19 protein-coding genes are annotated in these 21,292 nt (G+C 64.2%); 7 read left to right on the forward strand and 12 right to left on the reverse strand.

The genetic code is table 11. From position 1 onward, the window contains the following. The first annotated feature begins 17 nt into the window (after nt 1-17). The 5 genes from CSC70_RS00260 (at nt 18) to CSC70_RS00280 (ending at nt 6,277) form a co-directional block, all read left to right on the forward strand. Nucleotides 18-2,672 (forward strand): glycoside hydrolase family 19 protein, encoded by a 2,655-nt coding sequence (locus CSC70_RS00260; RefSeq protein WP_162454636.1) that lies wholly within the window; start codon nt 18-20, stop codon nt 2,670-2,672. 10 nt (nt 2,673-2,682) lie between these two features. After that, entirely contained in the window at nt 2,683-3,255 is a 573-nt protein-coding gene (locus tag CSC70_RS00265) for a hypothetical protein (protein WP_162454637.1), read from the forward strand. A gap of 1,049 nt (nt 3,256-4,304) precedes the next feature. Then, the gene (locus tag CSC70_RS00270; protein ID WP_162454638.1) at nt 4,305-4,772 is read left to right on the forward strand and encodes a hypothetical protein; all 468 of its coding nucleotides are present in this window, start codon (nt 4,305-4,307) and stop codon (nt 4,770-4,772) included. A 106-nt stretch (nt 4,773-4,878) separates the two neighbouring features. Next, nucleotides 4,879-5,460 (forward strand): hypothetical protein, encoded by a 582-nt coding sequence (locus CSC70_RS00275; RefSeq protein WP_162454639.1) that lies wholly within the window; start codon nt 4,879-4,881, stop codon nt 5,458-5,460. A gap of 43 nt (nt 5,461-5,503) precedes the next feature. Beyond that, nucleotides 5,504-6,277, forward strand: a complete 774-nt coding sequence (locus CSC70_RS00280) for a hypothetical protein (RefSeq protein WP_162454640.1) — start codon at nt 5,504-5,506, stop codon at nt 6,275-6,277. 110 nt (nt 6,278-6,387) lie between these two features. On the opposite strand, the gene CSC70_RS00285 is transcribed toward CSC70_RS00280, so the two are convergent. From CSC70_RS00285 to CSC70_RS00310, 6 genes are all read right to left on the reverse strand, one after another. Further along, nucleotides 6,388-7,308, reverse strand: coding sequence for a lysophospholipid acyltransferase family protein (locus CSC70_RS00285; RefSeq protein ID WP_162454641.1), 921 nt, complete (start codon nt 7,306-7,308; stop codon nt 6,388-6,390). Then, the gene (locus CSC70_RS00290; protein ID WP_162454642.1) at nt 7,301-8,614 is read right to left on the reverse strand and encodes an O-antigen ligase family protein; all 1,314 of its coding nucleotides are present in this window, start codon (nt 8,612-8,614) and stop codon (nt 7,301-7,303) included. Before CSC70_RS00290 ends, CSC70_RS00285 begins: the two co-directional genes overlap by 8 nt. Further along, the gene (locus tag CSC70_RS00295; RefSeq protein ID WP_162454643.1) at nt 8,607-9,737 is read right to left on the reverse strand and encodes a glycosyltransferase; all 1,131 of its coding nucleotides are present in this window, start codon (nt 9,735-9,737) and stop codon (nt 8,607-8,609) included. The genes CSC70_RS00290 and CSC70_RS00295 overlap by 8 nt, the downstream gene beginning before the upstream one ends. Nucleotides 9,738-9,750: 13 nt before the next feature. Beyond that, on the reverse strand, nt 9,751-9,948 hold the full coding sequence (locus tag CSC70_RS00300; protein ID WP_162454644.1) for a zinc-finger domain-containing protein: 198 nt from the start codon (nt 9,946-9,948) through the stop codon (nt 9,751-9,753). A gap of 101 nt (nt 9,949-10,049) precedes the next feature. Then, on the reverse strand, nt 10,050-10,733 hold the full coding sequence (locus CSC70_RS00305) for a YceI family protein (RefSeq protein ID WP_162454645.1): 684 nt from the start codon (nt 10,731-10,733) through the stop codon (nt 10,050-10,052). Nucleotides 10,734-10,817: 84 nt separating this feature from the next. After that, nucleotides 10,818-11,405 carry a malonic semialdehyde reductase gene (locus tag CSC70_RS00310; RefSeq protein ID WP_162454646.1) on the reverse strand — a complete coding sequence of 196 codons (588 nt, stop codon included), beginning with the start codon at nt 11,403-11,405 and terminating at the stop codon, nt 10,818-10,820. A gap of 124 nt (nt 11,406-11,529) precedes the next feature. Between CSC70_RS00310 and CSC70_RS00315 the strand changes: the two genes are divergently transcribed. After that, the gene (locus CSC70_RS00315) at nt 11,530-12,483 is read left to right on the forward strand and encodes a mitochondrial fission ELM1 family protein (RefSeq protein WP_162454647.1); all 954 of its coding nucleotides are present in this window, start codon (nt 11,530-11,532) and stop codon (nt 12,481-12,483) included. Here the strand turns inward: CSC70_RS00315 and glnE are convergent. From glnE to CSC70_RS00330, 3 genes are read right to left on the reverse strand one after another with little or no spacing between them, the layout of a single operon-like run. Then, nucleotides 12,480-15,290, reverse strand: a complete 2,811-nt coding sequence (glnE, locus tag CSC70_RS00320; RefSeq protein WP_162454648.1) for a bifunctional [glutamate--ammonia ligase]-adenylyl-L-tyrosine phosphorylase/[glutamate--ammonia-ligase] adenylyltransferase — start codon at nt 15,288-15,290, stop codon at nt 12,480-12,482. The two genes, CSC70_RS00315 and glnE, sit on opposite strands and share 4 nt — an antisense overlap. A gap of 45 nt (nt 15,291-15,335) precedes the next feature. Next, a complete protein-coding gene (gene lipB, locus CSC70_RS00325) occupies nt 15,336-16,031 on the reverse strand; it encodes a lipoyl(octanoyl) transferase LipB (RefSeq protein ID WP_162454649.1) in 696 nt (231 codons plus the stop codon). Nucleotides 16,032-16,086: 55 nt separating this feature from the next. Continuing rightward, the gene (locus CSC70_RS00330; protein WP_162454650.1) at nt 16,087-16,365 is read right to left on the reverse strand and encodes a DUF493 family protein; all 279 of its coding nucleotides are present in this window, start codon (nt 16,363-16,365) and stop codon (nt 16,087-16,089) included. Between the two features lie 88 nt (nt 16,366-16,453). Here CSC70_RS00330 and CSC70_RS00335 point away from each other — a divergent pair, with 88 nt between their 5' ends. Further along, complete coding sequence (locus CSC70_RS00335; RefSeq protein WP_162454651.1) at nt 16,454-17,317, forward strand: EamA family transporter; 864 nt, start codon at nt 16,454-16,456, stop codon at nt 17,315-17,317. An 84-nt stretch (nt 17,318-17,401) separates the two neighbouring features. Here CSC70_RS00335 and CSC70_RS00340 read toward each other — a convergent pair whose 3' ends face one another. The 3 genes from CSC70_RS00340 to mltB all read right to left on the reverse strand — a co-directional run bounded on the left by CSC70_RS00340 (nt 17,402) and on the right by mltB (nt 21,168). Beyond that, a complete protein-coding gene (locus tag CSC70_RS00340) occupies nt 17,402-18,631 on the reverse strand; it encodes a D-alanyl-D-alanine carboxypeptidase family protein (RefSeq protein ID WP_162454652.1) in 1,230 nt (409 codons plus the stop codon). Between the two features lie 108 nt (nt 18,632-18,739). Further along, the gene (locus tag CSC70_RS00345; RefSeq protein WP_162454653.1) at nt 18,740-19,999 is read right to left on the reverse strand and encodes a septal ring lytic transglycosylase RlpA family protein; all 1,260 of its coding nucleotides are present in this window, start codon (nt 19,997-19,999) and stop codon (nt 18,740-18,742) included. Continuing rightward, nucleotides 19,996-21,168 carry a lytic murein transglycosylase B gene (gene mltB, locus CSC70_RS00350; protein ID WP_162454654.1) on the reverse strand — a complete coding sequence of 391 codons (1,173 nt, stop codon included), beginning with the start codon at nt 21,166-21,168 and terminating at the stop codon, nt 19,996-19,998. Before mltB ends, CSC70_RS00345 begins: the two co-directional genes overlap by 4 nt. Nucleotides 21,169-21,292: the final 124 nt, after the last annotated feature.

The following is a 21,292-nucleotide window of genomic DNA, read 5'->3' on the forward strand; positions in this document are numbered from 1 at the left end:
CCACGGAAGGCATCGTCATGGCAGACGGCACGAACCCCCAACCCGACCCCGACACGGACGCCCAGACCGAAACGGCTACCACTCCCGACCCGGTCAAGAAGTTCGCTTACCCTTTCCCGAAAACGGACAACAGCAATCCGGCTGCACCAAAGCAGGTCGAAGTCGCCAACCCCAGGGAGTATTACGACGCCCTGGCCACGGCCCCGGACGGGTTCTACCCTATCGGCGCCAATGGACAATGGCACGGCGGCATACACTTCGGTGCCGAAACTGCCACGAGCCTGGCGCAGGACAAGGGCATCCGCTGCATCGCCGATGGCGAAGTCATCGCCTATCGCATCGATGAAAAGTACCCGCAAGTCGAATATCCCAATGCCGGCAAGGCCAAGTATTCAACTGGCTTCGTCTTGGTCAAACATCGACTGCAGCCCCCGGAAGCACCTGCCTCGACGGATGAAGATGCAACTCAAAGCCAAACCCAGGATCAGCAGGAAGAAGAACCTTCACTGACCCTTTACAGCCTCTATATGCATCTGCTGGACTGGGAAGCTTACAAAAACGACACCAACATGGGCCGACCCAGTTTCTGGGATGGAGATACGCAATATCGCGTCACCGATGCATCCACGGACGAGGAAGAAACGCTAGCTCCCAACCAAATCGGTATTCGGGTTCGCGATGCAGACAAAAAGGCCATCGCCATCCTGCCCCGTGGCGCGGTAGTCACGTTGGGTGCGGAAGGAACTCACAGGGGCTACTTCGCGATCACTGGCTTGGTCAGTGGGGCCACTGTGCCGGCCGGCATGGAGACCGGGGGCTACGTTTACAAGAGCGAACTGGGAGCCCAATCCGCGCCCTCGTCCCGGGACACCGTGGTGGTGCTGGAGACGCCTCATGCCATCAAGGCAAAGGACATGATCGGCCATCTGGGTCAATTCCAGCGTTACAAGGACACCAACCCTCTGGCCAGTAGTTCGTCCAGGCCTCTGGTGCATCTGGAGGTATTCACCGGGGACGATGTCCAGACGTTTATCACCCAAAGTCGGGCTCGGGCCGCACAACTGGATGCCAAGCAGAAGACCCTGCTGAAAATCGACAAGGGTGCGGTACTGGCCCAACCTGTCGAAGCCGATACCACAGTCGCATCCGGGGTAGACACCGCGCTGGCCGACGACTCGCCCAAAACCGGCCGCTGGGCCAAGGTCACGGCAGGCACTGCTACCGTCTGGGTCGAACGCAACCGGCTCAACGCCAGCGGCGCGCGGACCAGCACCACCGGACAGTTACCGGCTTGGACTTTGTTCCCGTTGCAAATCGCCAACACGGACGGCCCGACCGCCGGCTTCATGCGCGTGGCTGCCGTCGGCACACTGGAAAACAACGCCACGGAGGCTGACGGTACCCGATGGTGGGAGGTGGAGGTAGGTACCGCGGACGGTAGTGGCCGAAATGGCTGGGCGCGCGAGAAGGGCCAGACCAAGGTATCCCTGTGCAGCCCCTGGGACTGGCCGGGATTCGAAGTGCTGCAAGTGGACTCCACCACCTGTTCGCAGTTCTTCGCCCACCGGATCAACCAGCAGGGGCTGACTGCGCCAAACGAGCAGGCGCAGATGGAAAGCCACGGCCGGCCCGCCGATAACGGTGCCCTGTTCACCAAGCTGGAACAGATCATCGACAGCAATGCGGACAATGTGATCGTAGTCGACGAACTGCAAGCGGCCCTGCGCAAGCCATGGCTTGCGCAGGCCATCTCGCGCCTGATTGCCCGTTACGACAGCGAATGGGCCGGCCCGATGAGCAAGTGGGACGGTATCGACCAATGCACTCTACAGAACAACCAACCCAACTGGGCCGCCGAAAAGACGCGGATCGAAAAGTTGCTATGGTGGGACGACGTCAAGGGCCAGTATGACTTCCCCGACAGTCCAGCCATCAGCTGTTTCCATCCGGTGGGGTTGATAGGGACGTTCAACACTCGGGGCACACCCGTGATCACTGTGGAGATGCTGCAACATATCTTCACTGCCGCCCCTGTGGATCGCCTTCGGTCAATCGTGAACGAAATAAACGAGAATATTGAGGATTACAAGCTCGATACACCTCTCCGCTTATCCCATTTCTTTGCACAAGTCAGAGAAGAAGTCGGAAATAGTGCCAGTTTTACCGAGAGTCTAAACTACTCGCCCTCCGGTTTGATTGCCACATTCTCCTACTTCTCACGCAATCCCCAAGAGGCTCAAACCTATGGCCGTACTGGTGGCCAACGTGCAGACCAGGAGGCCATCGCAAATCGCGCCTACGGCAACCGCAATGGAAATGGAGACATTGTCAGTGGCGATGGCTGGAGATATAGAGGTCGAGGCTTGAAAATGACAACTGGAAGAGGGAATTATCAGGATCTTCAGGACAACTACCACTTGGTTTGGCCCGGAACTGCTCCAGACTTTGTAGGTGATCCTGATCTCTTGGGAACAGCGAGATATGCGGTTCAGTCGGCAGTATTCTTCTGGATTAGGCACGGTCTTTATCAAATCGCCGATGGAGGACCGACGGATGCGAATGTCGACTCAATCACCCGAATCATCAATCGTCATACAGCTAGTTACGCCGAACGGCGCGGACATTTCACCAATATCTGGACCGTCGGCGTCTTCACATCAATCGACGAGTAAGATTTCAGCCATGTACAAACTGATCATCCAATTATTGATTTCGCTTTGCTTTCTTATCACTCTTGCGTCAAAAGCCTCAACCGCATGCGAACAAACGCCCACACCACCCCCAACTCTGGCCTCGCCGACGCTGGAGATTGGCTTTCCAACCAGGCAATCGCTAATACAGTTTTTCTATGTCGACCAGCTCAACAATGAGCCCAACGTCGAAGTCTATCTATCGCATCGCGTAGACGGTCACGTTCAAACCACCCACTTGGAAACGATAGAACCAGAAGGTCAGTCTGCGGAAATCAGATCTGTTTTCACCATGGCCGCAGGTGAAGATGGTGAGCGGAAGCTGTTCATCGTTGTCGCATGGCCGATCCATCTTTCGGCAACCGGGACAGATGGCGCGTATTACAAAATTTATGTATATCGCAAATCTATCGTCGAAGGCACCGAAGGCAATGAGATATTGTTCGCTAGAGCTCACAATATCGAGAACACGCTTGGATCTGGCTTCGATGGCATCCGCGAAGGTGCCGCAGTGTCTTTCCCCTACAAAGATTACCTTACCATTCGCGCCGCACTCGCGCGATGAGGCTGCCCCCTCCCTTTCTACCCACGTCAATAAAATCCGAGAGCAATCAGAGCCCGCGGTAAACCCCCTCCTCGCCCGGCGGGCGGGTCTTGAAGCGGCGGTGCACTCACAGGTATTGCTCGGGGTGTTGGCGGACAACGGTTTCCAGTTCGGCCATGTAGCTGGCTATCTTTGGATGAGCGGATTGCCTGCCTGCCAACCGGAAATGGGGTGCTTGGATTCCAGGACATGAGGAACAGATTCACGACAGGTACAAACACTCAGCGACAGATATTCCCACCGAACATGCACGTATCTTTGAACAAGGTAATGGCGAAGTACTGCATACATTCCAAGATCAGGATGGCTCACTTCTTTGGTCAGATATCACTAGAGTCGGACCGCTTGCAAACAGTCAGAGAGTACGCAAGCGGAAATGCGTATGACATGGCAACTGATCCTGAAAAAGCTAGAGAACTTGGCAACACGCAACCAGGAGATGGGCCGCGATTCAAGGGCAGAGGGTTGATTCAGATGACGGGGCGGAAAAATTATTCCAACTACTGGGAGTACAGGAATCGAAATTACACGCGAGACCCCAACAATCTCCAACTGCAGAATGACTCTTTTGTCGCAAGCGACGCATCTGGATATTACTGGACAGCCGAACTCACGCGAGACCGAACCCGCAATCCACCCGGAAGTCGACGTACGTATCGATAGCTACTGGATGGGCTGGTAAACATCAATACAAGAGCAGACAACAAGACGTTTCAAAATCTAAGCCAACAAGCGCAAGTTGATGCAGACGTCTTGAATGTGACCCTGCAAATAAACCGCGCCGCACTGCACGTAGACGATAGAAGAACATTCTTCAAAGCCGCATACTTTCAGCTATCCGATGAATTGACGCCAGCCCAAGGGGTCAACAATCTAAGGCCATGATAAATTTGCCAAAACATCTATTGCTTTCGATTCTACTTCTCAGCGCAAGCTCGTGCGCCCATTCAGCTGGGGAAAGGTTGCATATCTGTGGGTTTTCCTTCGATCTTGAGCCTAGCGCTTTCCACTTGCTGTCGCGCGACAACGCAAGCTGTTCGGCCTTCCTGACGCTTGGAACAACGGACGGAGTCGATGAAACAGGATCGATCATTGTTTTCAACCATCCGCCCAAAGAGGCCCTTCCAAGTGTACCCAGCAACTTCTTCATGAATGCGGCCGGCGTCATCTCACACAGGACGCCAGAGTCAGTTCCCGACGACAAGAATTTCTACTATGTTGACGGCATCAAACCTCTGGATAACGAAAAACTTTCGACGCAGGACAATTCCAGCACCGAGGTATTCAAATACCAACGAACCGTTACCAGGATTGACCTAAGCGGCGAAGAATCCTCCGACACTCAAGTCTGCGTAGATATCGTGCGATATAGCGATAAAGCAACGGCTCTTTTCACAGGCTGCGTCAACCAATCGAACGGCGCATCTTTGCATGATCGTGCGCTAGGCTTCATGTGCACAGCCCGTGTTCGAGACTAGTACCTAACAACCACCACATCTGGCAAACGCCGGCCACTGGCAATGTTCCCGACGCACAAGGTGTACAACACTCAGTGCCACAGGATTACACAAGGCGAATTGCCCCATGAAACCTACTTTTCTTATCGTATCGTGCTTTATCTTTCTGATCACATGCGTAAAAACACCTGCTGCGACCACCAATATTGCTTTAGCTCTTGATACGGCACGCACAGAATGCGGTTATGAATTAGGAGGCTTGGAAACACGCATCCTGACCGCACAGGCCATCGCCGTAGGTAAAGAGGGGTTCCAACAGATTTACACACTGGAATGGAGAAAAGAAGCACGACGATTTCGGGCCACAATGACCCTGAATTGTGATCCAAATGGTTTATATGAATTTGATTCATCGACCCCGGTTCTCACCCCACAATACTTGATCGCCGAGGAGGATTCAGGTGGTCGCTATATGCGACACGTAGGCTGGCAGAAGCTGGCCTTGGCAGAGAATTGGACCGCCCTAGTAGCTTATATCGACTATATTTTCGGCGACGGCGACCGCACCAACACGTGCGACTTTTTAGCGTGCAATGGTGAAGTCCCCACCCCCTGCATCGCACTGTCGATTACCGAGCCCACCTCACTAAGCGTTGACAACAGTGTATCTGTGCTATCCATATTTAGAAGGATACCGGCCGCACGCTAGCGTCACAACCGGCGTTCAACGAACGCATGCGTAGATCATACCCATGCAAATTCTATTGATCACACTTCTTCTGGCCAGCTCAATCCGAAATGAAGCCCATGACGATGCTGGTAATCGGATGGAACTCTTGGTTCCGCAGCCACTCACCACTAAAGGCATCGGGCATGATGACTCAAGGTGCATTAAGAATGGTGATTTGTGCATAACTTTGGATGCGAGCGGCCAACTTCATGTCGTTCATTCGGTCACAAATAATATTTCTGAAGACTACAGCCCATCTAGCATCGGACCAAATGGCTATGACTGCGAAATTTCACTCTGGCCGTATGCTGTGGAGACACAAGAAAGCTCGATCATTGGCATATTGTGCAGAGAATCCACCAGCTACTCTGGTGGTGGCGCAAGCTCTACCGAATTGCGCTTGATAGAACTCAGAAAAAGCAACACCCCTCAACAAATACTTTCTATTCCAGTTCATGCGTACGCCATGATTCGTGCGTGCTTTTCCGAAGAGGACATGGAGAGTCGCGCCGGAGCTTGTCATGATGAATACACGTTTTCCGGCGAACTATTTCTTGCCAACCATGCATATGACGGAGCCCCCGTCTTCGAATTCGAAACGGTTGCAACATCCTTTCCCGGCCATGTTTCGCGATATGAAGATTCGCTATCAAACCCGCCTCTGAGCGAAGCAGATTTAATCACAACAGCGAATTCGCGGTGCAGCTATCGCCGCACATTCCGCTTGAAAACTGGAACAGGTCGATATGAGCCGGATCGATCATTGCCCGAGTGCTCCGACTACACCAGCCCATGACGCAGCACCTGGACAATCTTCTTCCATTTTTGAAACGGAAATGAAATTCATCCGCATGATTTGACCTGCCCCCCCCCCCACCGAGCCATACCAATCAAATCTGAAAGCGATCAGCGATTGCGGTAGACATCCCCCTCACCCGGCGGGCGGGTCTTGAAGCGGCGATGCACCCACAGGTATTGCTCGGGGTGTTGGCGGACGACGGTTTCCAGTTCGGCCATGTAGCGGGCGGCGTCGGTGACGGGGTCGCCGCTGGGCCAGCCGGGCCAGGTCGGTTCAATCCGTAACCGATAGCGGCCATCGGCGTCGCGGTGGAACCAGAACGGCAGCACCATCGCCTTACCGCGGCGGGCCAGGTCCGGGGTCGCGGTCAGGGTCGCGGCGGGGATGCCAAAAAACGGCACGAAAGCGTGCTGGTAATTGAAGTTCTGGTCGGCCGAATAGGCCACAATGCCGCCCTGCGACAACGTGCGCAACAAACCACGCACGTCCTTCTTGCCGATCACGTCGGCGAACGCGCGCCGGCGAGCGCCGTCCAGCAGGCGCTCGATGCAGGGATGATTGTTGCTGCGGGCGACGATGCTGACGCGCTCGCCCAGGGCTTCGCCCAGCAGCCGCGCGCACAGTTCCGAATGCGGGAAATGACCGCCGAACAACAGCACGCCATGTCCGGCAGCACGCGCTGCGCGCAGGTGCTCCAGTCCGTCCACTTGCGCCACCAGCCTGCCCAGCGCGGCGGGCGGCGCATACCAGCCGCGCACCAGCTCCAGCGCGCCGGTAACAGTGGCGCGCAGATTGGCCTTCAGCAACCGGCGGCGGGCGGCGGCATCGAGTTCCGGAAAACACAGGTCGATATTGATCTTGGCATAACGCCGGCGCTTGCCCAGCAGGGGCCACAACAGCCAGGTCAACGCAGCGCCCGCGGCCAGCAGCAGCCGTTGCGGCAATCGTGCGATGGCTGCAGCCAACAAGTTGACCGGACCGATGAACCAGCAGCGCAGCATGGGCCGCGCGGCGGCGGGCTCAGTCATCGTCTCGGGCCAGCAGACTGCCCGAATACAGCGCCGCCAGCATCAGGGCCAGTCCGCCCCAGAACGTGGAGTAGAAAGCCAGGTGGGTATTGAGCGGGAACACCGTCACCGCCAGCGCCAGCATCGCCGGACGGGCGCGATCGCGGGCCTGCGGCGTGGCAAACCGCCAGGCACGCCACGCCATCGCCGCGCCGGCCAGCCACAGCAACAGGCCGAACGCGCCGGTTTCGCTGAGGACCTCCAGCACGATCTGGTGCGCGTGCAGCGCCGGTCCCTCGCCCCAGGCCGGCCGTTCCTGCGGGCTCGGATCGCAGTCGGGAAAGGCGTCGCGGAAATTGCGCACACCAACGCCGTTGACCGGGTGTTCGCGCACCATGCACAGCGCGGCGCGCCAGATCTGCGCGCGTCCGGACAGGGCGGTATCCACATTGTCCTGACCGATGGTCAGCAACGCGGTGCTGCGTTCGATGCGCTCCTCGAACTGCGGCGAGACCAGCGCCAGCACGACCAGCAAAGCCGCACCGAAGGCGAACACACCGACCATGCGCTTCCAGCCCAGCAGGCGCCAGCCGGAGAACAGCAGCACCAGGGCGAAGGTGATCCAGGCCGAACGCGCGCCGGCCAGCAGGACCACCAGCCCGATCGCCGCCGCCGCCAGGATCCAGCCGATCATGCCGAAGCGGCGCCCGACCGCGAACATGGCGAACGGCGACAGGCTGGCCAGCACCACGCCCAACTTCAGGTTGCACGGGCCGAGGATGCCACTGAGCCGGTCCGCGGCGGCGACCTGCGCCGCCGTGCACATGCCGTGGCCGCTGACCATCAGCTTCAGTTGGTCGATACTCCAGAACAGCGGACTGGTCCCGAACGCGACCTGCGCCAGCGCATCCAGCGTCCACACCGCCACGATGATCGCGAGGCCGTTGAAGGTGATGCGACGGCCGCGCGCATCGGCGACCGCCGCGGCCACCAGCCACAGGAATGGCAGGTAGCGCAGGTCGACCAGCGATTCGCGCCAAGCGCGGCCGTGATCCAGCGCATCAACCGCCGATATCGCTTCCGGCAGCCAATAGGCGAAGAACAGCACGCTGGTCAGCGCCCACGCCGGGCCGCTTAGCAGGCGCATGCCGCCGCGGAACCTGACCAGCAGCAGGCGCGCGATGGCGGCCAGCGCGCCCAGCACCATCACCCCCTCGGCCCAGCCCGAGGCCGGCCACAGGGCGACGAAAGCCAGCACCCACACCGGCGCCCAGCGCCAGCCGTGGGCAACCGAACTGGGAGGTATGGAGAGATCTACTCTATTCATCGATCAGGCCATGATAAAGGTCCAGCGTGGCCTGCTGCATGGCCGCCAGCGTGTATGGCAGGGTATCGGGCAACGCAGGGCGCTGGGTCAGCAAGGTTTGCGCACGCGCCAGCAGCGCGGTTTCATCGAACGCCGGCACCGCCCCCTGCGGCAGAAGCTCCCGCAGCAATTCGCCAACCCCGCCGTGGTCCCAGCCCAGCACCGGACGGCGTACCGACAAGGCCTCGATCACCGTGCGGCCGAACGCCTCGGGCTTGCGCGAAAGCTGCAGTACCAGGTCGCTGGCGGCGTAGGCCTGCGCGATGCGCGCGGTCGGCGGCGTGAATTCCACCGCTTCGGCGACCCCCAGCGTGGCCGCCAGCCGTTCCAATTCGACGATGTAGTCGCCGCGCCCGGCCTCGCGCGCGCCCGGCAGCCACAGCCGCGCATCGGCGCCGGCCCGGCGCAGGCCGGCCAGCAGTCGCAGCGCATCGGCATGTCCTTTCAGCCGCGTGCCGCGCCCCGGCAGCAGCAGCAGGGGGCCCTCGCCGTCGAGACGCGGGTATTCGCGCACCGCATCGGCGCGGACAGCAGGATCCGGCCACGGTGCCGGCGCGAACGCGACCGGATCGATCCCGCGCGGAATCACCACCAGCCGCTGCGGATCAGTACGCGGATAGTGCCGCAGCACGTACTCGCGCACGCAGTTCGATACGCAGACCACGCGCTCGCCGCGAGTCATGATGCCGCTGTACCAACCCGGCGAATTCAGCCCATGCACGGTGGTAACGAAACGCGGGCAGCGCGGTTTCGGCATTCCGCGCAGCGCACGCCAAGCCATCCACGCCGGCAACCGCGAGCGCGCATGCACGACATCGGCCCGCTCGCGCGCGAACAGCTCGCGCAGCGTCGGCACATGGCACAGGGTCAGCGGCGACTTGCGGCCGATGTCCAGTGCGACGTGCTCGGCACCGACGGCTTCCAGTGCCGACAGCAGACGCCCGCCGGCCGACACCACGATGGCGCGATGCCCGGCCCCGACCAGCGCCGCGGCGATTTCCAGGGTGGAGCGTTCGACGCCGCCGGACTCCAGTGCCGGCAGCAATTGCACCACGGTCAGGCGACGCGACGGCGCTGCGGCCATGCGCGGTCCGGGGTCAGTCCACCAGGGTGAAGATCGAGCCGCAGTACGGGCAGCGCACTTCGCCACCCGACGCCTTCTCGATCGGCAGGTAGACCCGCGGATGCGAGTTCCACAATGCCATCGACGGCAGCGGACAGCTCAGCGGCAGGTCGCTGCGGTGCACGGGATAGCGCTTCTGGGCGTTGGCGGGCACGGCGGCGGTCTGGCTCATGGCGGACGGGTGCGAAGCGGAAGGACGGCCGCCATTCTAGCAGCCGCCAGAAACGACGACGCCGGCACATGGCCGGCGTCTCGCGCTGCAGCGGGATGCGCTCAGTTGACGGCGGGTTCGGCCGGGATCGTGCCTTCGGTGGTGATCCGCAGTTCGACCTCGTCGCTGACGTTGGGCGCATAGGCGCCGACGCCGAAATCGGTGCGCTTGAGCTGGCCGGTGGCGCTGAAGCCGATCGCCGGCGCACCGAGCATCGGGTGCTGGCCGGCGCCGTTCAGGGTCACATCCAGCACCACCGGATGGGTCTGGTCCTTGATGGTCAGGTCACCGGTCACCTTGAGCGCGTTGACGCCGGCGCTTTCGACCGCGGTGCTCTTGAAGGTGGCGACCGGATAGGTGGCCGCGTCGAAGAAATCGGCGCCCTTCAGGTGCTCGTCGAGCTTCGGCACGAAGCTGTCCAGACCGGACAGCGGCAGGGTGACTTCGACGCTGGACTGAGCCGGGTCTTCCGCGTTGTAGACCAGCGTGCCCTCGACGTTGCCGAAGTGGGCGCTGGGGTGCGAGAAGCCGAAGTGACTCCACTGCACCAGCACGTCGGTATGGGTCGGGTCGAGCACGTAGGTGCCGGACGCGGCGGCGATCGCGGTGTCGGTGGCTTCTGCGGCAGCCGCTTCCATCGCCTCGGGGGCAGGAGCAGCCGCTTCGGCGGATGTTTCCGGCTTCGAACAGGCACTGACGGCCACGGCAATGGCCAGGGCAATGAGCAGTTTCTTCTCGGTATTCATCAACGGACTCCGATGTGGGTGGCAGACCGGGGCAGCCCCGGCAGGATCGCATTGCCGGGATTCAACCGGCGTGAGCATGCCGGATCACTCGATCCGCGCAGCCTCGTCGAACGGCAGCCGCGGCGAGCGCGGGAAGATGCTGGCCGGATCGCCCTGGCCCAGGTTGACCAGGAAGTTGCTGCGGATCGCGGTGCCGGTGAAGAACGCCTCGTCGACCTTGGCCGCGTCGAAGCCGGACATCGGCCCGGTATCCAGCCCCAGCGCACGCGCGGCCAGGATCAGGTAGGCACCCTGCAGGCTGCCATTGCGCAATGCGCCTTCGTAGCGATCCTCGCGCGGGCCGTCGAACCACGGCTTGGCATCGACGTGCGGGAACAGGTAATTGATCTTCTCGTGGAAATCCAGATCGGTGCCGACGATTACCGTCACCGGCGCCGACATCGTCTTCTGCAGGTTGCCTTCCGACAACGCCGGCGCCAGCCTGGCCTTGGCCTCGGCCGACTTGACGAAGACGAAGCGCGCCGGCGTCGAATTGGCGGCCGTCGGTCCCAGCTTCACCAGTTCGTACAGCTGGTGCAGGGTGTCGTCGCTGATCTCGCCGGTGAAGGCGTTGTAGGTCCGCGCCGTGCGGAACAACTGGTCGAGCGCGGCATCGTTCAGGGCTTGGGGCATCGGGGGTTCCTGGCTGTGGGTCGGATCGCTGCCGGTCCCTCGGGGTCGGCCAGCGTTGGACGCCAGTGTAGAGTGTGCCGACTTTGGCGTTGCACCAACGCTTCGGAACGGATTGTTTTAGTCCATGGAACAACACTCCGACCTGCTTGTCGTCACCGATGGTCTTGCCGGCAACCGCCGGCAGGCGCTGGCGCTGGCTGGCGCGCTGGGCTTGCCGTACCGCGAACAGGTGCTGGTACCGCACGCGCCGTGGCGCTGGCTGGCGCCGCGGCGACTGCCCGGCGCCGGTCGCGGTTTCGACCCCGCATTGACACGGTTGCCGCCCCCACGACTGGCGATCGGCTGCGGTCGCCAGGCCGCGCTGGCAACGCGCCTGTTGCGCGCCCGTGGCACGCAGACGGTGCAGATCCTCGACCCCCGCATCGATCCCGCGCACTGGAACCTGGTCATCGCGCCGGCGCACGACGGACTGGCGGGCGCAAACGTGATCGCCGTGGCCGGCAGCCTGAATCCGATCGACGATGCCTGGCTGGATGCCGCACGTCAGCGCTTCCCGGCACTGGCCAGCCTGCCCGCGCCGCGTACCGCCGTGCTGCTGGGCGGCGACAGCGCGCACTGGCGCTTCGACCGCGCCGGCTTCGACGCCCTGGCTATGCAATTGCAGGCCCTGCAGGATCGCGACGGCGGTAGCCTGCTGTTCACCACCTCGCGGCGCACTCCGGCGGAGGTGGCCACGGCGCTGCGCGCGCGTTTCGCCGACAGCGCAGGACTGCTCTGGTGCGGCGATAGCGATGGCGAAAACCCCTATCCGGGCCTGCTCGGCTGGTCCGACCGCATCGTCTGCACGCCGGATTCGGTCAACATGCTGTCCGAAGCCTGCGCGACCCGCGCGCCGGTGTGGGTGTTCGATCCGCATGGCGTGCAGGGGCGTCCACGCCGTTTCATCGATGACTTGCGGGCGCGCGGACGCATCCATGACCTGGCCGAACCCGCTTTGGCATCCGCGGTCGAACCGCTGCGCGAGACCGCGCGCGTTGCCGCCCTCGCGCGGCAACGGCTGGGGCTGGACGCAAGCTAGTCGCCGGCAGGGTCGGGTTCCACCTGCAAGCCGAAGGCGCGCGTGGCCGCCCGCACCTGCGCGCACGCGGCATCGATGCGGTCATCGCGGGCGACGATCCGCTTGCGCCGGTCCAGCGTGCAGGCCAGCCCGGCCGCCAGCAGGGTCGCATGTGCCTGCCGCAACGCCTCGGCGGTGGCCGTCTCCAGCACGCCGGCCCGATCCTGCGCATCGATCAACGCGACACTGTTGCGCGGCGCCAGCAGCACCGGATGCGCATGCGCCTGGCCGAGCACGCCGTACTGCAGCAGGAATTCCAGATCGACCAGCCCGCCGTCGCCCTGCTTCAGGTCGAACTGCGTTGCATCGCTGCGATCCAGCGCCTCGCGCATGCGCCGACGCATGTCGATCACGTCGGTGCGCAAGGCCTCCTGCTCGCGCGGGCGCGCCAGCACCTCGGTACGGATCGATTCGAAATCCTGCAGCAACGCATCGTTACCGGCGACACCGCGCGCGCGCACCAGCGCCTGATGCTCCCAGGTCCAGGCGCGTTCGCGCTGGTAGTCGCGATAGCTGGCCAGCGATGTCACCAGCATGCTCTTGCTGCCGTCCGGACGCAGCCGGGTATCGACTTCGTACAACCGACCGGCGCTGGTCACCGCGCCAAGCATGGCGACGATCTTCTGCGCCAGCCGCGCGTACCAGCGCGACGGGTCCAGCGGACGCGGGCCGTCCGATTCGGCATTCGAATCGGCGTCGTACAGGAACACCAGGTCGAGGTCGGAACCGAATCCCAGTTCCTCGCCGCCCAGACTGCCGTAGCCGATCACGGCGAAGCGCCCACCCGGCACCTGGCCGTGTGCGGCAACGACCTCGTCGCCGGCAATGCGCAGCACCACCCGCACCACCTCGTCGGCCAGCCAGGCCAGCTGGCGTGTGCTGTCGGCGGCCGGCTGCCGCCCGTCCAGCGCCGCCAGTGCGATGCGGAAACTCAGCGCCAGGCGCTTTTCGTTGAGCAGCCGCAGCGCCGATTCGGTATCGGCTTCCTGCAAAGCCAGCGCGCATTCCTCGCGCAGCCGCTCGCGCCCGGGCATCGGCCCGGCCACCCGGGTATCGAGCAGTTCGTCCAGCAGCAGCGGATAGGCCATCAGCCGTTCGGCCAGCAACGCACTGCGCGAATACACATCGACCAGCCGCTGCCGCGCGCTGGGCTGCTCGTCGAGCAGGGCCAGGTAGCTGGCGCGGCGCAGGATGGCCTGCAGCAGACCCAGCAGGCGGCGCAGGGTCGCATCGGCCTGCGCGCTGGTGCCAGCCGCGGCCAGCAAGGCCGGCAGCACGCGGTCCAGCCGCGCGCGCGCGCTGTCGGACAGTCCGCGCACGCCGGGCGAGCGAACAAAGTCGCGCAGCTGCGCATCGGCCGCCACCGGATCGGCGAAGCCGGCCCGTTCCAGCAGTTCCGGATCGCCTCCCTTCGGCAACGCACGCCAATAGCCTTGCAGCGCATCGGGCGGCGCCTCGCGCCGGCGCGGGGCCAGCAAGGCGTCGAACTCGCGGGTCACGGTTTCGCGCTGCGCCTGCAGTTGTGCCTGCAGCGCGTCCCAGTCCACGCAACCCAGTCCCCGAGCGATCCGCGCCTGCAGCAGCGGATCTTCCGGCAAGGCGTAGGTCTGCGCATCGCCCATCATCTGCAGCCGGTTCTCCAGCCGGCGCAGGAAGCGGTAGGCGATGGCCAGCGCTTGTGCATCGCGCGCATCGACATGCCGCGCCTCGCTCAGCGCCGCCAGCGCCGGCAGCAGTCCGTGCACGCGCAGCGCCGGCTCGCGACCACCGTGGATCAGCTGCAAGGCCTGGGCGAGGAATTCGATCTCGCGGATCCCGCCCGGCCCGCGCTTGATGTCGCCGGCCAGTTCGCGCCGCGCCACTTCGGCGGCGATCGCCGCCTTCATGTCGCGCAGGCCGTCCAGCGCGGTGAAATCCAGATAGCGACGGAACACGAACGGCCGCAGTTCCTCCAGCCAGCCCTCGCCTGCCTCGATGTCGCCGGCGACCGCGCGCGCCTTCATCCACGCATAGCGCTCCCAGTCGCGGCCCTCGCGCTGGAAATACTGGTCCATGCCGGCGAACGACATCGCCACCCGGCCAGCGCCGCCGAACGGACGCAGGCGCAAGTCGACGCGGTGGCAGAAACCGTCAACGGTCGGCTCGTCCAGCAAGCGGGCCAGGCGCTGACCGAGGCGGGCGAAATAGTCCTCGGCCGCCAGCGCGCGCGCGCCATCGGACTGACCGCCTTCCGGGTAGGCATAGACCAGGTCGATGTCGGACGAGAAGTTCAATTCGCCGCCGCCGAGCTTGCCAAGGGCGAACACCACCAACCGCTGCGGCGTGCCGTCGACCGTGCGCACCGTGCCGTGGCGACGGACGAACTCGCCTTCCAGCGCGGTCAGCGCGGCCTGCAGGCATTGCTCGGCCAACCGTGAACTGCCAGCAAGGATGTCCTCGACGTCGGCGCCTTCGACCACATCGCGCCAGATCAGGCGCAGCGACTCGGCGGCGCGATGCTGACGCAACAGGCCCGGCCATTCATCAGGTAAACCCTCGGGCAAATCCGGCAACGGCAGCGGCGCGGATGCATCGCGCAGCAGTTCCGGCAACCGCTGCGGCTGGCGGCACAGGGTTTCCAGCGCAAAGTCGCTGGCGGCGATCAGCCGCGACAGCGTGTCGCGGACCGACGGCTCATCGATCAGGGACTGCAGCGCCGGCACGGCGCGCAGCCGCGCCAGGCCGCGTTCAACCTGCCTGTCCAAGGCTTCGCGCAAGGTGTCGTCCATCGGACGAATTGTGGCATGCCGCCGCGCGCGTACGCCGGGGCGCGGTCACGCCGCCAGCGACAGGTCCGGCAACGCCGATTCGTGACGCAACTGCAGGCCGAACTGTTCGCCCAGATGCGCCAGCAGGGCCGGCTTGACCGCCTCGATCGACGAGGGGCCGCCGAGGTCGGACAGCGCCACCACCTGCAGGCCCTGATAGCCGCAGGGATTGATCCGCAGGAACGGCTCCAGGTCCATCGCGATGTTGAAGGCCAGGCCGTGGAAGGTGCGGCCGTGGCGCACACGGATGCCCAGCGCGGCAATCTTGGCGTCGGCCACGTACACGCCGGGGGCGCCTTCGCGGCGCCGGCCTTCGATGTTCCAGTCGGCGAGCGTGTCGATGATCGCCTGTTCGATGCGACAGACGTAGTCGCGAACGCCGATCTTCAGCCGCGGCAGGTCGAGCAGCGGATAACCGACGATCTGACCCGGCCCGTGATAGGTCACCTGGCCGCCGCGGTCGATGTGAACCACCGGAATCTCGCCCGGCGCCAGCACGTGTTCGGGTTTGCCGGCCTGGCCCAGGGTGAACACCGGATCGTGTTCGACCAGCCAGATCTCGTCGTCGGTGTGTTCGTTGCGGGCGTCGGTGAAGCGTTGCATGGCGCGCCATACCGGCTCGTAGGGTTGCCGGCCGAGGTCGCGCACGATGCCTGTTCGACGCGTCGATGCAGGGCTGCGGTCGATTCCCGTGTCTTTCATCGTTCGCCCTCATCCGCCTTCGGCACCTTCTCCCGCCAGCGGGAGAAGGGAGCGGTCACAGCGTCCACTTCACTTCCGGGTGTTCGCGCAGCGCCTGATGGGCGGCGTCGTACTGCTCGCGGCTGTCGGCACGAAAACCGATCCGCACCGAGACGTAGCGGCCGTTGCTGGAATGCCGCCACTGGATGCTTTCCTCCAGCACTTCCACGCCGACCTGGCCCAGCAGCCTGGGAAGCTCGGTCTCCAGCCCCTTGTCGGCGGCGCCCATCGCGCTGAGCTCGAAGGTGCCGGGGAACTGAAAGCCGTGGTCGGGGTTGTCGGATTTGATTTCCATGCGCCGATTATTGGGGCGGCTTGCCGCGAAGCCAAGCCGCTGGCGGGCCGGGCACGGATAATGGACCTTTCCGTGCCGGTCTTCGCCCATGTCCTACCTGTTGCTGAGCGTGCTGTGCAGCGTGGCCGTGTCGGTGCTGCTGAAGCTGCTGCAACGGCGCGGGATCGATGCCGCCCAGGCCATCGGCTGGAACTACCTGGCGGCCGCGTTGCTGTGCTGGCAGTTGCTGGACCCGCCGCTGCAGACGCTGGCCGCACCAGATGCGCCGCACCTGGCACTGGCCGCGCTGGCGCTGCTACTGCCGGGCATCTTCCTGGCGCTGGCCGCCTCGGTCCGAGCGGCAGGCATCGTGCGCACCGACGTGGCCCAGCGGCTGTCCCTGCTGCTGTCGCTGCTGGCCGCCTTCCTGTGGTTCGGCGAAACGGCCGGGGCGATGCGGGTTGCCGGACTGCTGCTGGGCCTGCTGGCGGTGGTCCTGCTGGTACTGCGGCCGAATCGTGCGACGGCACCGGCCGGCGACGCCGGACAATGGTCGTGGCCACTGACGGTGCTGGTCGGCTTCGCCTGCATCGATGTGCTGCTGAAGACCGTTGCCGCCGCCGGCACGCCGCTCGCGGCCTCGTTGCAGGTCGCCTTCACCGCCGCCTTCGTGCTGATGACGGCCTTCAACCTGCTGCGGGCCTGGCACGGCCGGTTGGCGATGGCTGCGTCGGCGTTTTGGGCGGGCCTGCTGCTGGGCCTGCTAAACTTCGGCAACCTGCTGTTCTACCTGCACGCCCACCGCGCCCTGCCCGAGCATCCGGCCGTGGTGTTCTCGACTATGAACATCGGCGTGGTCCTGCTGGGGACCGTGGTCGGCGTGCTCGGCTTCGGCGAGCGCCTGGCGCGGATCAACTGGCTTGCCATCCCGCTGGCGGTGCTGGCAATCGCGCTGATTGCCGCCGGCACATGAGTTGCCGACCGTGAACCATCCGGCCACAACGAAGAAAGCCGGCATGTGCCGACTTTCTGTCACGCCCCTCGATGGAATGCTGACTCAGTCCGAATCCCACCACATCCAGAACGCATCCCACAGGCGGCGGAAGAAGCCGCCTTCCTCGACCGCGTCCACAGCCACCAGCGGCGCTTCGGCCACGACCTTGCCATCCAGTGTCACCTTGACCATGCCCAGCGCCTGGCCCTTGGTAATCGGGGCGACCAGCTGCTTCGGCACCTCCATCGCCGGCTTCAACGCGTCGTAACGGTCGCGCGGAACGCTGACCAGCAATGGCGTGGCCACGCCCAGCTGCACCTGCTTGCTCTTGCCCTTCCACACGCGCTGGGTGGCGATGGCGGTGCCGACGTCATACAGGCGGTGGGTTTCGTAGAAGCGGAAGCCCCAGTTGAGCAAGGCCAGGCTGTCGCTGGCGCGCTGCTTTTCCGAGGTGGAGCCCATCACCACCGCGATCAGGCGCTGGTCGCCGCGCTGGGCCGAGCTCATCAGGCAGTAGCCGGCGCCGGAATGGTGGCCGGTCTTGATGCCGTCCACGCTGGGGTCGCGCCACAGCAGCAGGTTGCGGTTCGGCTGCGGGTTCATCGCGCCGACCTTGAACTCCTTGATCTTGTTGTAGGCGTAGGTCTCCGGGTAGTCGCGGATCATCGCGCGGCCCAGCAGGGCCAGATCGTAGGCAGTGGAATAGTGTTCCGGCGCCGACAGCCCATGCGCATTGACGAAATGCGAGTCCTTCATGCCCAGCCGCTCGGCGTAGGCGTTCATCAGCGATGCGAAGGCTTCCTCGCTGCCGGCGACATGCTCGGCCAGGGCGATCGCGGCATCGTTGCCCGACTGCACGGCCATGCCTTTCTCCATGGCCTCCAGTGGCGCGGTCTGGTTGACCGGAAAACCGCTGTAGCTGCCGTCGGTCGCCGCGCCGCCTTCGCGCCAGGCGCGTTCGCTCATCATCACCGGGTCGTCGCGCTTGACCTTGCCGTTGGCGATCTCGGCGGCGACCACGTACGAGGTCATCACCTTGGTGATGCTGGCCGGTTCCAGCCGCTCGTTGTAGTTCTCGCCAGCCAGCACCTGGCCGGTGGTGTAGTCCATGATCACCCAGGCCTTGCCAGCGGGTACCGGCGCCGGCGGGATTTCGGTGATTGCCGGTGCGGGAGCGGCCGGCGAGGGCGCAGGCGCGGGCGTCTGGGCGAAGGCCAGACCGAAGGCGGCGGTGACGAGGGCAATGGTTGCAAGGCGGACCGGACTGGACTTCGGGGTAAAACGGAACTTCATGCGGTGCGGACTCCGTGGATTCGCGGGCTGCCGGGCAGCCGTTCGAAAGTCATTGATGGGGAAATTGTAAGCGCAGGTCGGCAAGCTGCCGCGCGGGCCGTATGGGCGTCATTCACGCACCAGTTGCGGTTGCCCCAGCCCCAGCGCGGCGATGCGCTCGGCCAGCGATGCGGCGCTGCCGGCATCGGCCGCCGGCACCCGCAGCCGCCACAGGGTGCGACCGTTGCTCTGCGCCTCGCTCAGGCCGGCATCGGCGATGCCGGCCGCCTGCAACCGTTGCAGCGCGCGCTCGGCATTGTCTCGGCTGGAAAAACTGCCGACCTGCAATTGCACAGCGGATGATGGCGGTGGCACAGGAGTAGCCGGAGTCGTTGGCGGCAGTGCAGAGGTGGTCGATGCATCGGCAGCCGCCGGCGCATCGCCGAAACGGTCGGAATAGCTCTGTGCCGGCTTGCCGGTCGCCACCCGGATGCCGTTGGCCTGCATCCAGGCATCGAACTGGTCGGCGTTGGTCAGCGTTCCGGCTTGCGCTTGCCCTGCCGGCGCGGACCGTATCGGCGCGGGCGACGAAGGCGACAGTGATGCCGGCGCGGGGGCGGCGGGCAGTTGCTGCACCAGCCGATCCATCGCCGTGGGCATGGGCGCGGCAACGGATCCGGATGCGGAACTGACCGAAGCATGTTCGATGGAAGCGGGTTTCGCCGCGGCCCGCTTCGGCGCGTCCTGGTCGCCCGGCTTCAGGGCGCGCACCTCGACCCGTCCGGTACCGCGCTGGACGATGTCCAGTTTGACCGCCGCGGCGTAGCTTAGATCGATCACCCGCCCTTCATGGAACGGGCCGCGGTCGTTGACCCGCACCACCACCGACTTGCCGTTGTCCAGATTGGTGACGCGGGCAAAGCTGGGCAGCGGCAGGGTCTTGTGTGCCGCGGTGAAGGCGTACATGTCGTATACCTCCTGGTTGGAGGTACGGCGACCATGGAACTTGTTGCCGTAGTACGAAGCGGTGCCGCGTTCGACATAGCCGTCGGCGTCGTCCAGTACCCGGTACTTCTTGCCCAGCACGGTGTAGGGCGAACGGTTGCCCACCGGCGAGCGCGGTTCGTTGCCGACCACCGGCTCGGCGATGCAGTTCACGTCGGGGATGTAGTCCGGAGTGCTGTCGCGCACGCCCGGCGCGTACAGGCCGCCGGCGGTGTAGTTGCCGCGCTTGGACGCATCTTCCTGTGCCGGCCGGTACTTGCCGATGCAGTCCTGCGCCACGGCCGGCGAGGCGCCGACCACGGTGCCGGCAGCGGAATCGGACTTCTTCGGTGCGGTGCCGCAAGCCGCCAGGGCCAGCAACAACAGCGGCAGCAGCCGCTTCATGCCGGCGGCAGGTCCTTGCCGGCGATCGCCTGCGACAGCTGGTACACGGCCATCGCGTACATCTTGGAGTTGTTGTAGCGGGTGATGGCGTAGTAGTTCTGGAAGCCCAGCCAGTACTGGCGACCTTCGCTGCCGTCCAGCGACACCACGGTGGCCCGCGCATTGGCCACCACCGGTTCGGCCGGCAGGTAGCCGCGTTCGGCCAGATCCTGCAGCGAATAGTCAGGCAACCAACTGTCGGGATTGAATTCGTCATGGCCGGGCAGCAGCTCGGCCCGCGCCACCACCGGGGCGCCCGGCACCCAGCCGCCGCGCTCGCCGCCCTTCTTGCGGAAATAGTTGGCGATCGAGGCGAACACATCGTCCTTGCTGTTGAACAGATCGCGGCGGCCGTCGCCATCGCCGTCGACCGCGAACTGACGGTAGCTGGATGGCATGAACTGACCCATGCCCATCGCCCCGGCATAGCTGCCGATCAGCGACGGGATGTCCAGGTTCTCTTCACGCGCCAGCGCGAACAGCTGCGCCAGCTCGTCGCGGAAGAACTGCTCGCGACGGTATTCGTAGGCGGCGCGCTCGGGATTGCCGCTGCGCGGGTAGCGGAAGGCCAGCGTGTACAGCGCGTCCAGCACGCGATGCTTGCCGACGTAATTGCCGAAGCTGGTCTCGACCCCGACGATGGCGACGATGATCTCGGCCGGCACGCCGAAATTCTGTTCCTCGCGCTCCAGCGCCGCGCGGTTCTGCGCCAGGAAGGCGCGGCCGCCGTCGATCCGGGCGCGGGTGATGAAGGCCGGCCGGTACTCGCTCCACGGTTTGACCCGCTCGGCCGGCCGCGACATCAGCGCGATGACGTCATTGCGGAACTTCGCCTGCGCCAGCACGCTCTCGATGTAGGCCGGTTCGATGCCGAAACGGGCGGCGGTGTCGCGGACGAACTCGGCGCGCGCGACCTCGAACGGAACCGGGGTCAGATCAACGGGTTCGATCGGCTTGACCGCTTCCACCGAGGTTTCTGGCGGTGGCGCGGCAGGTGGAACCGCTTCGGCGGACGCCAGCGGCGCGGCGGCGGCGGCAGGTGCGGATTCGGCCTCGGAGGGAGACGATGGCTGGCTCGCGCAGGCGACCAGCAACAGCGGCAGGAATGCGGAAAAAACAGGCTTCTTCATCGGCGCGCAGGGTAGCACGCGGGCCAGCGGAATCGTGAATGGCCGATGGCCGCAACGGTGCCGCATGAACGGCCGGCGCGGCGCGGCACAGGCGCCGCATCCGGGCGGTTTTCGCGACTGTTCG

Origin of the sequence: Pseudoxanthomonas kalamensis DSM 18571 (assembly GCF_010211745.1) — a bacterium.
GTDB lineage: Bacteria > Pseudomonadota > Gammaproteobacteria > Xanthomonadales > Xanthomonadaceae > Pseudoxanthomonas_A > Pseudoxanthomonas_A kalamensis.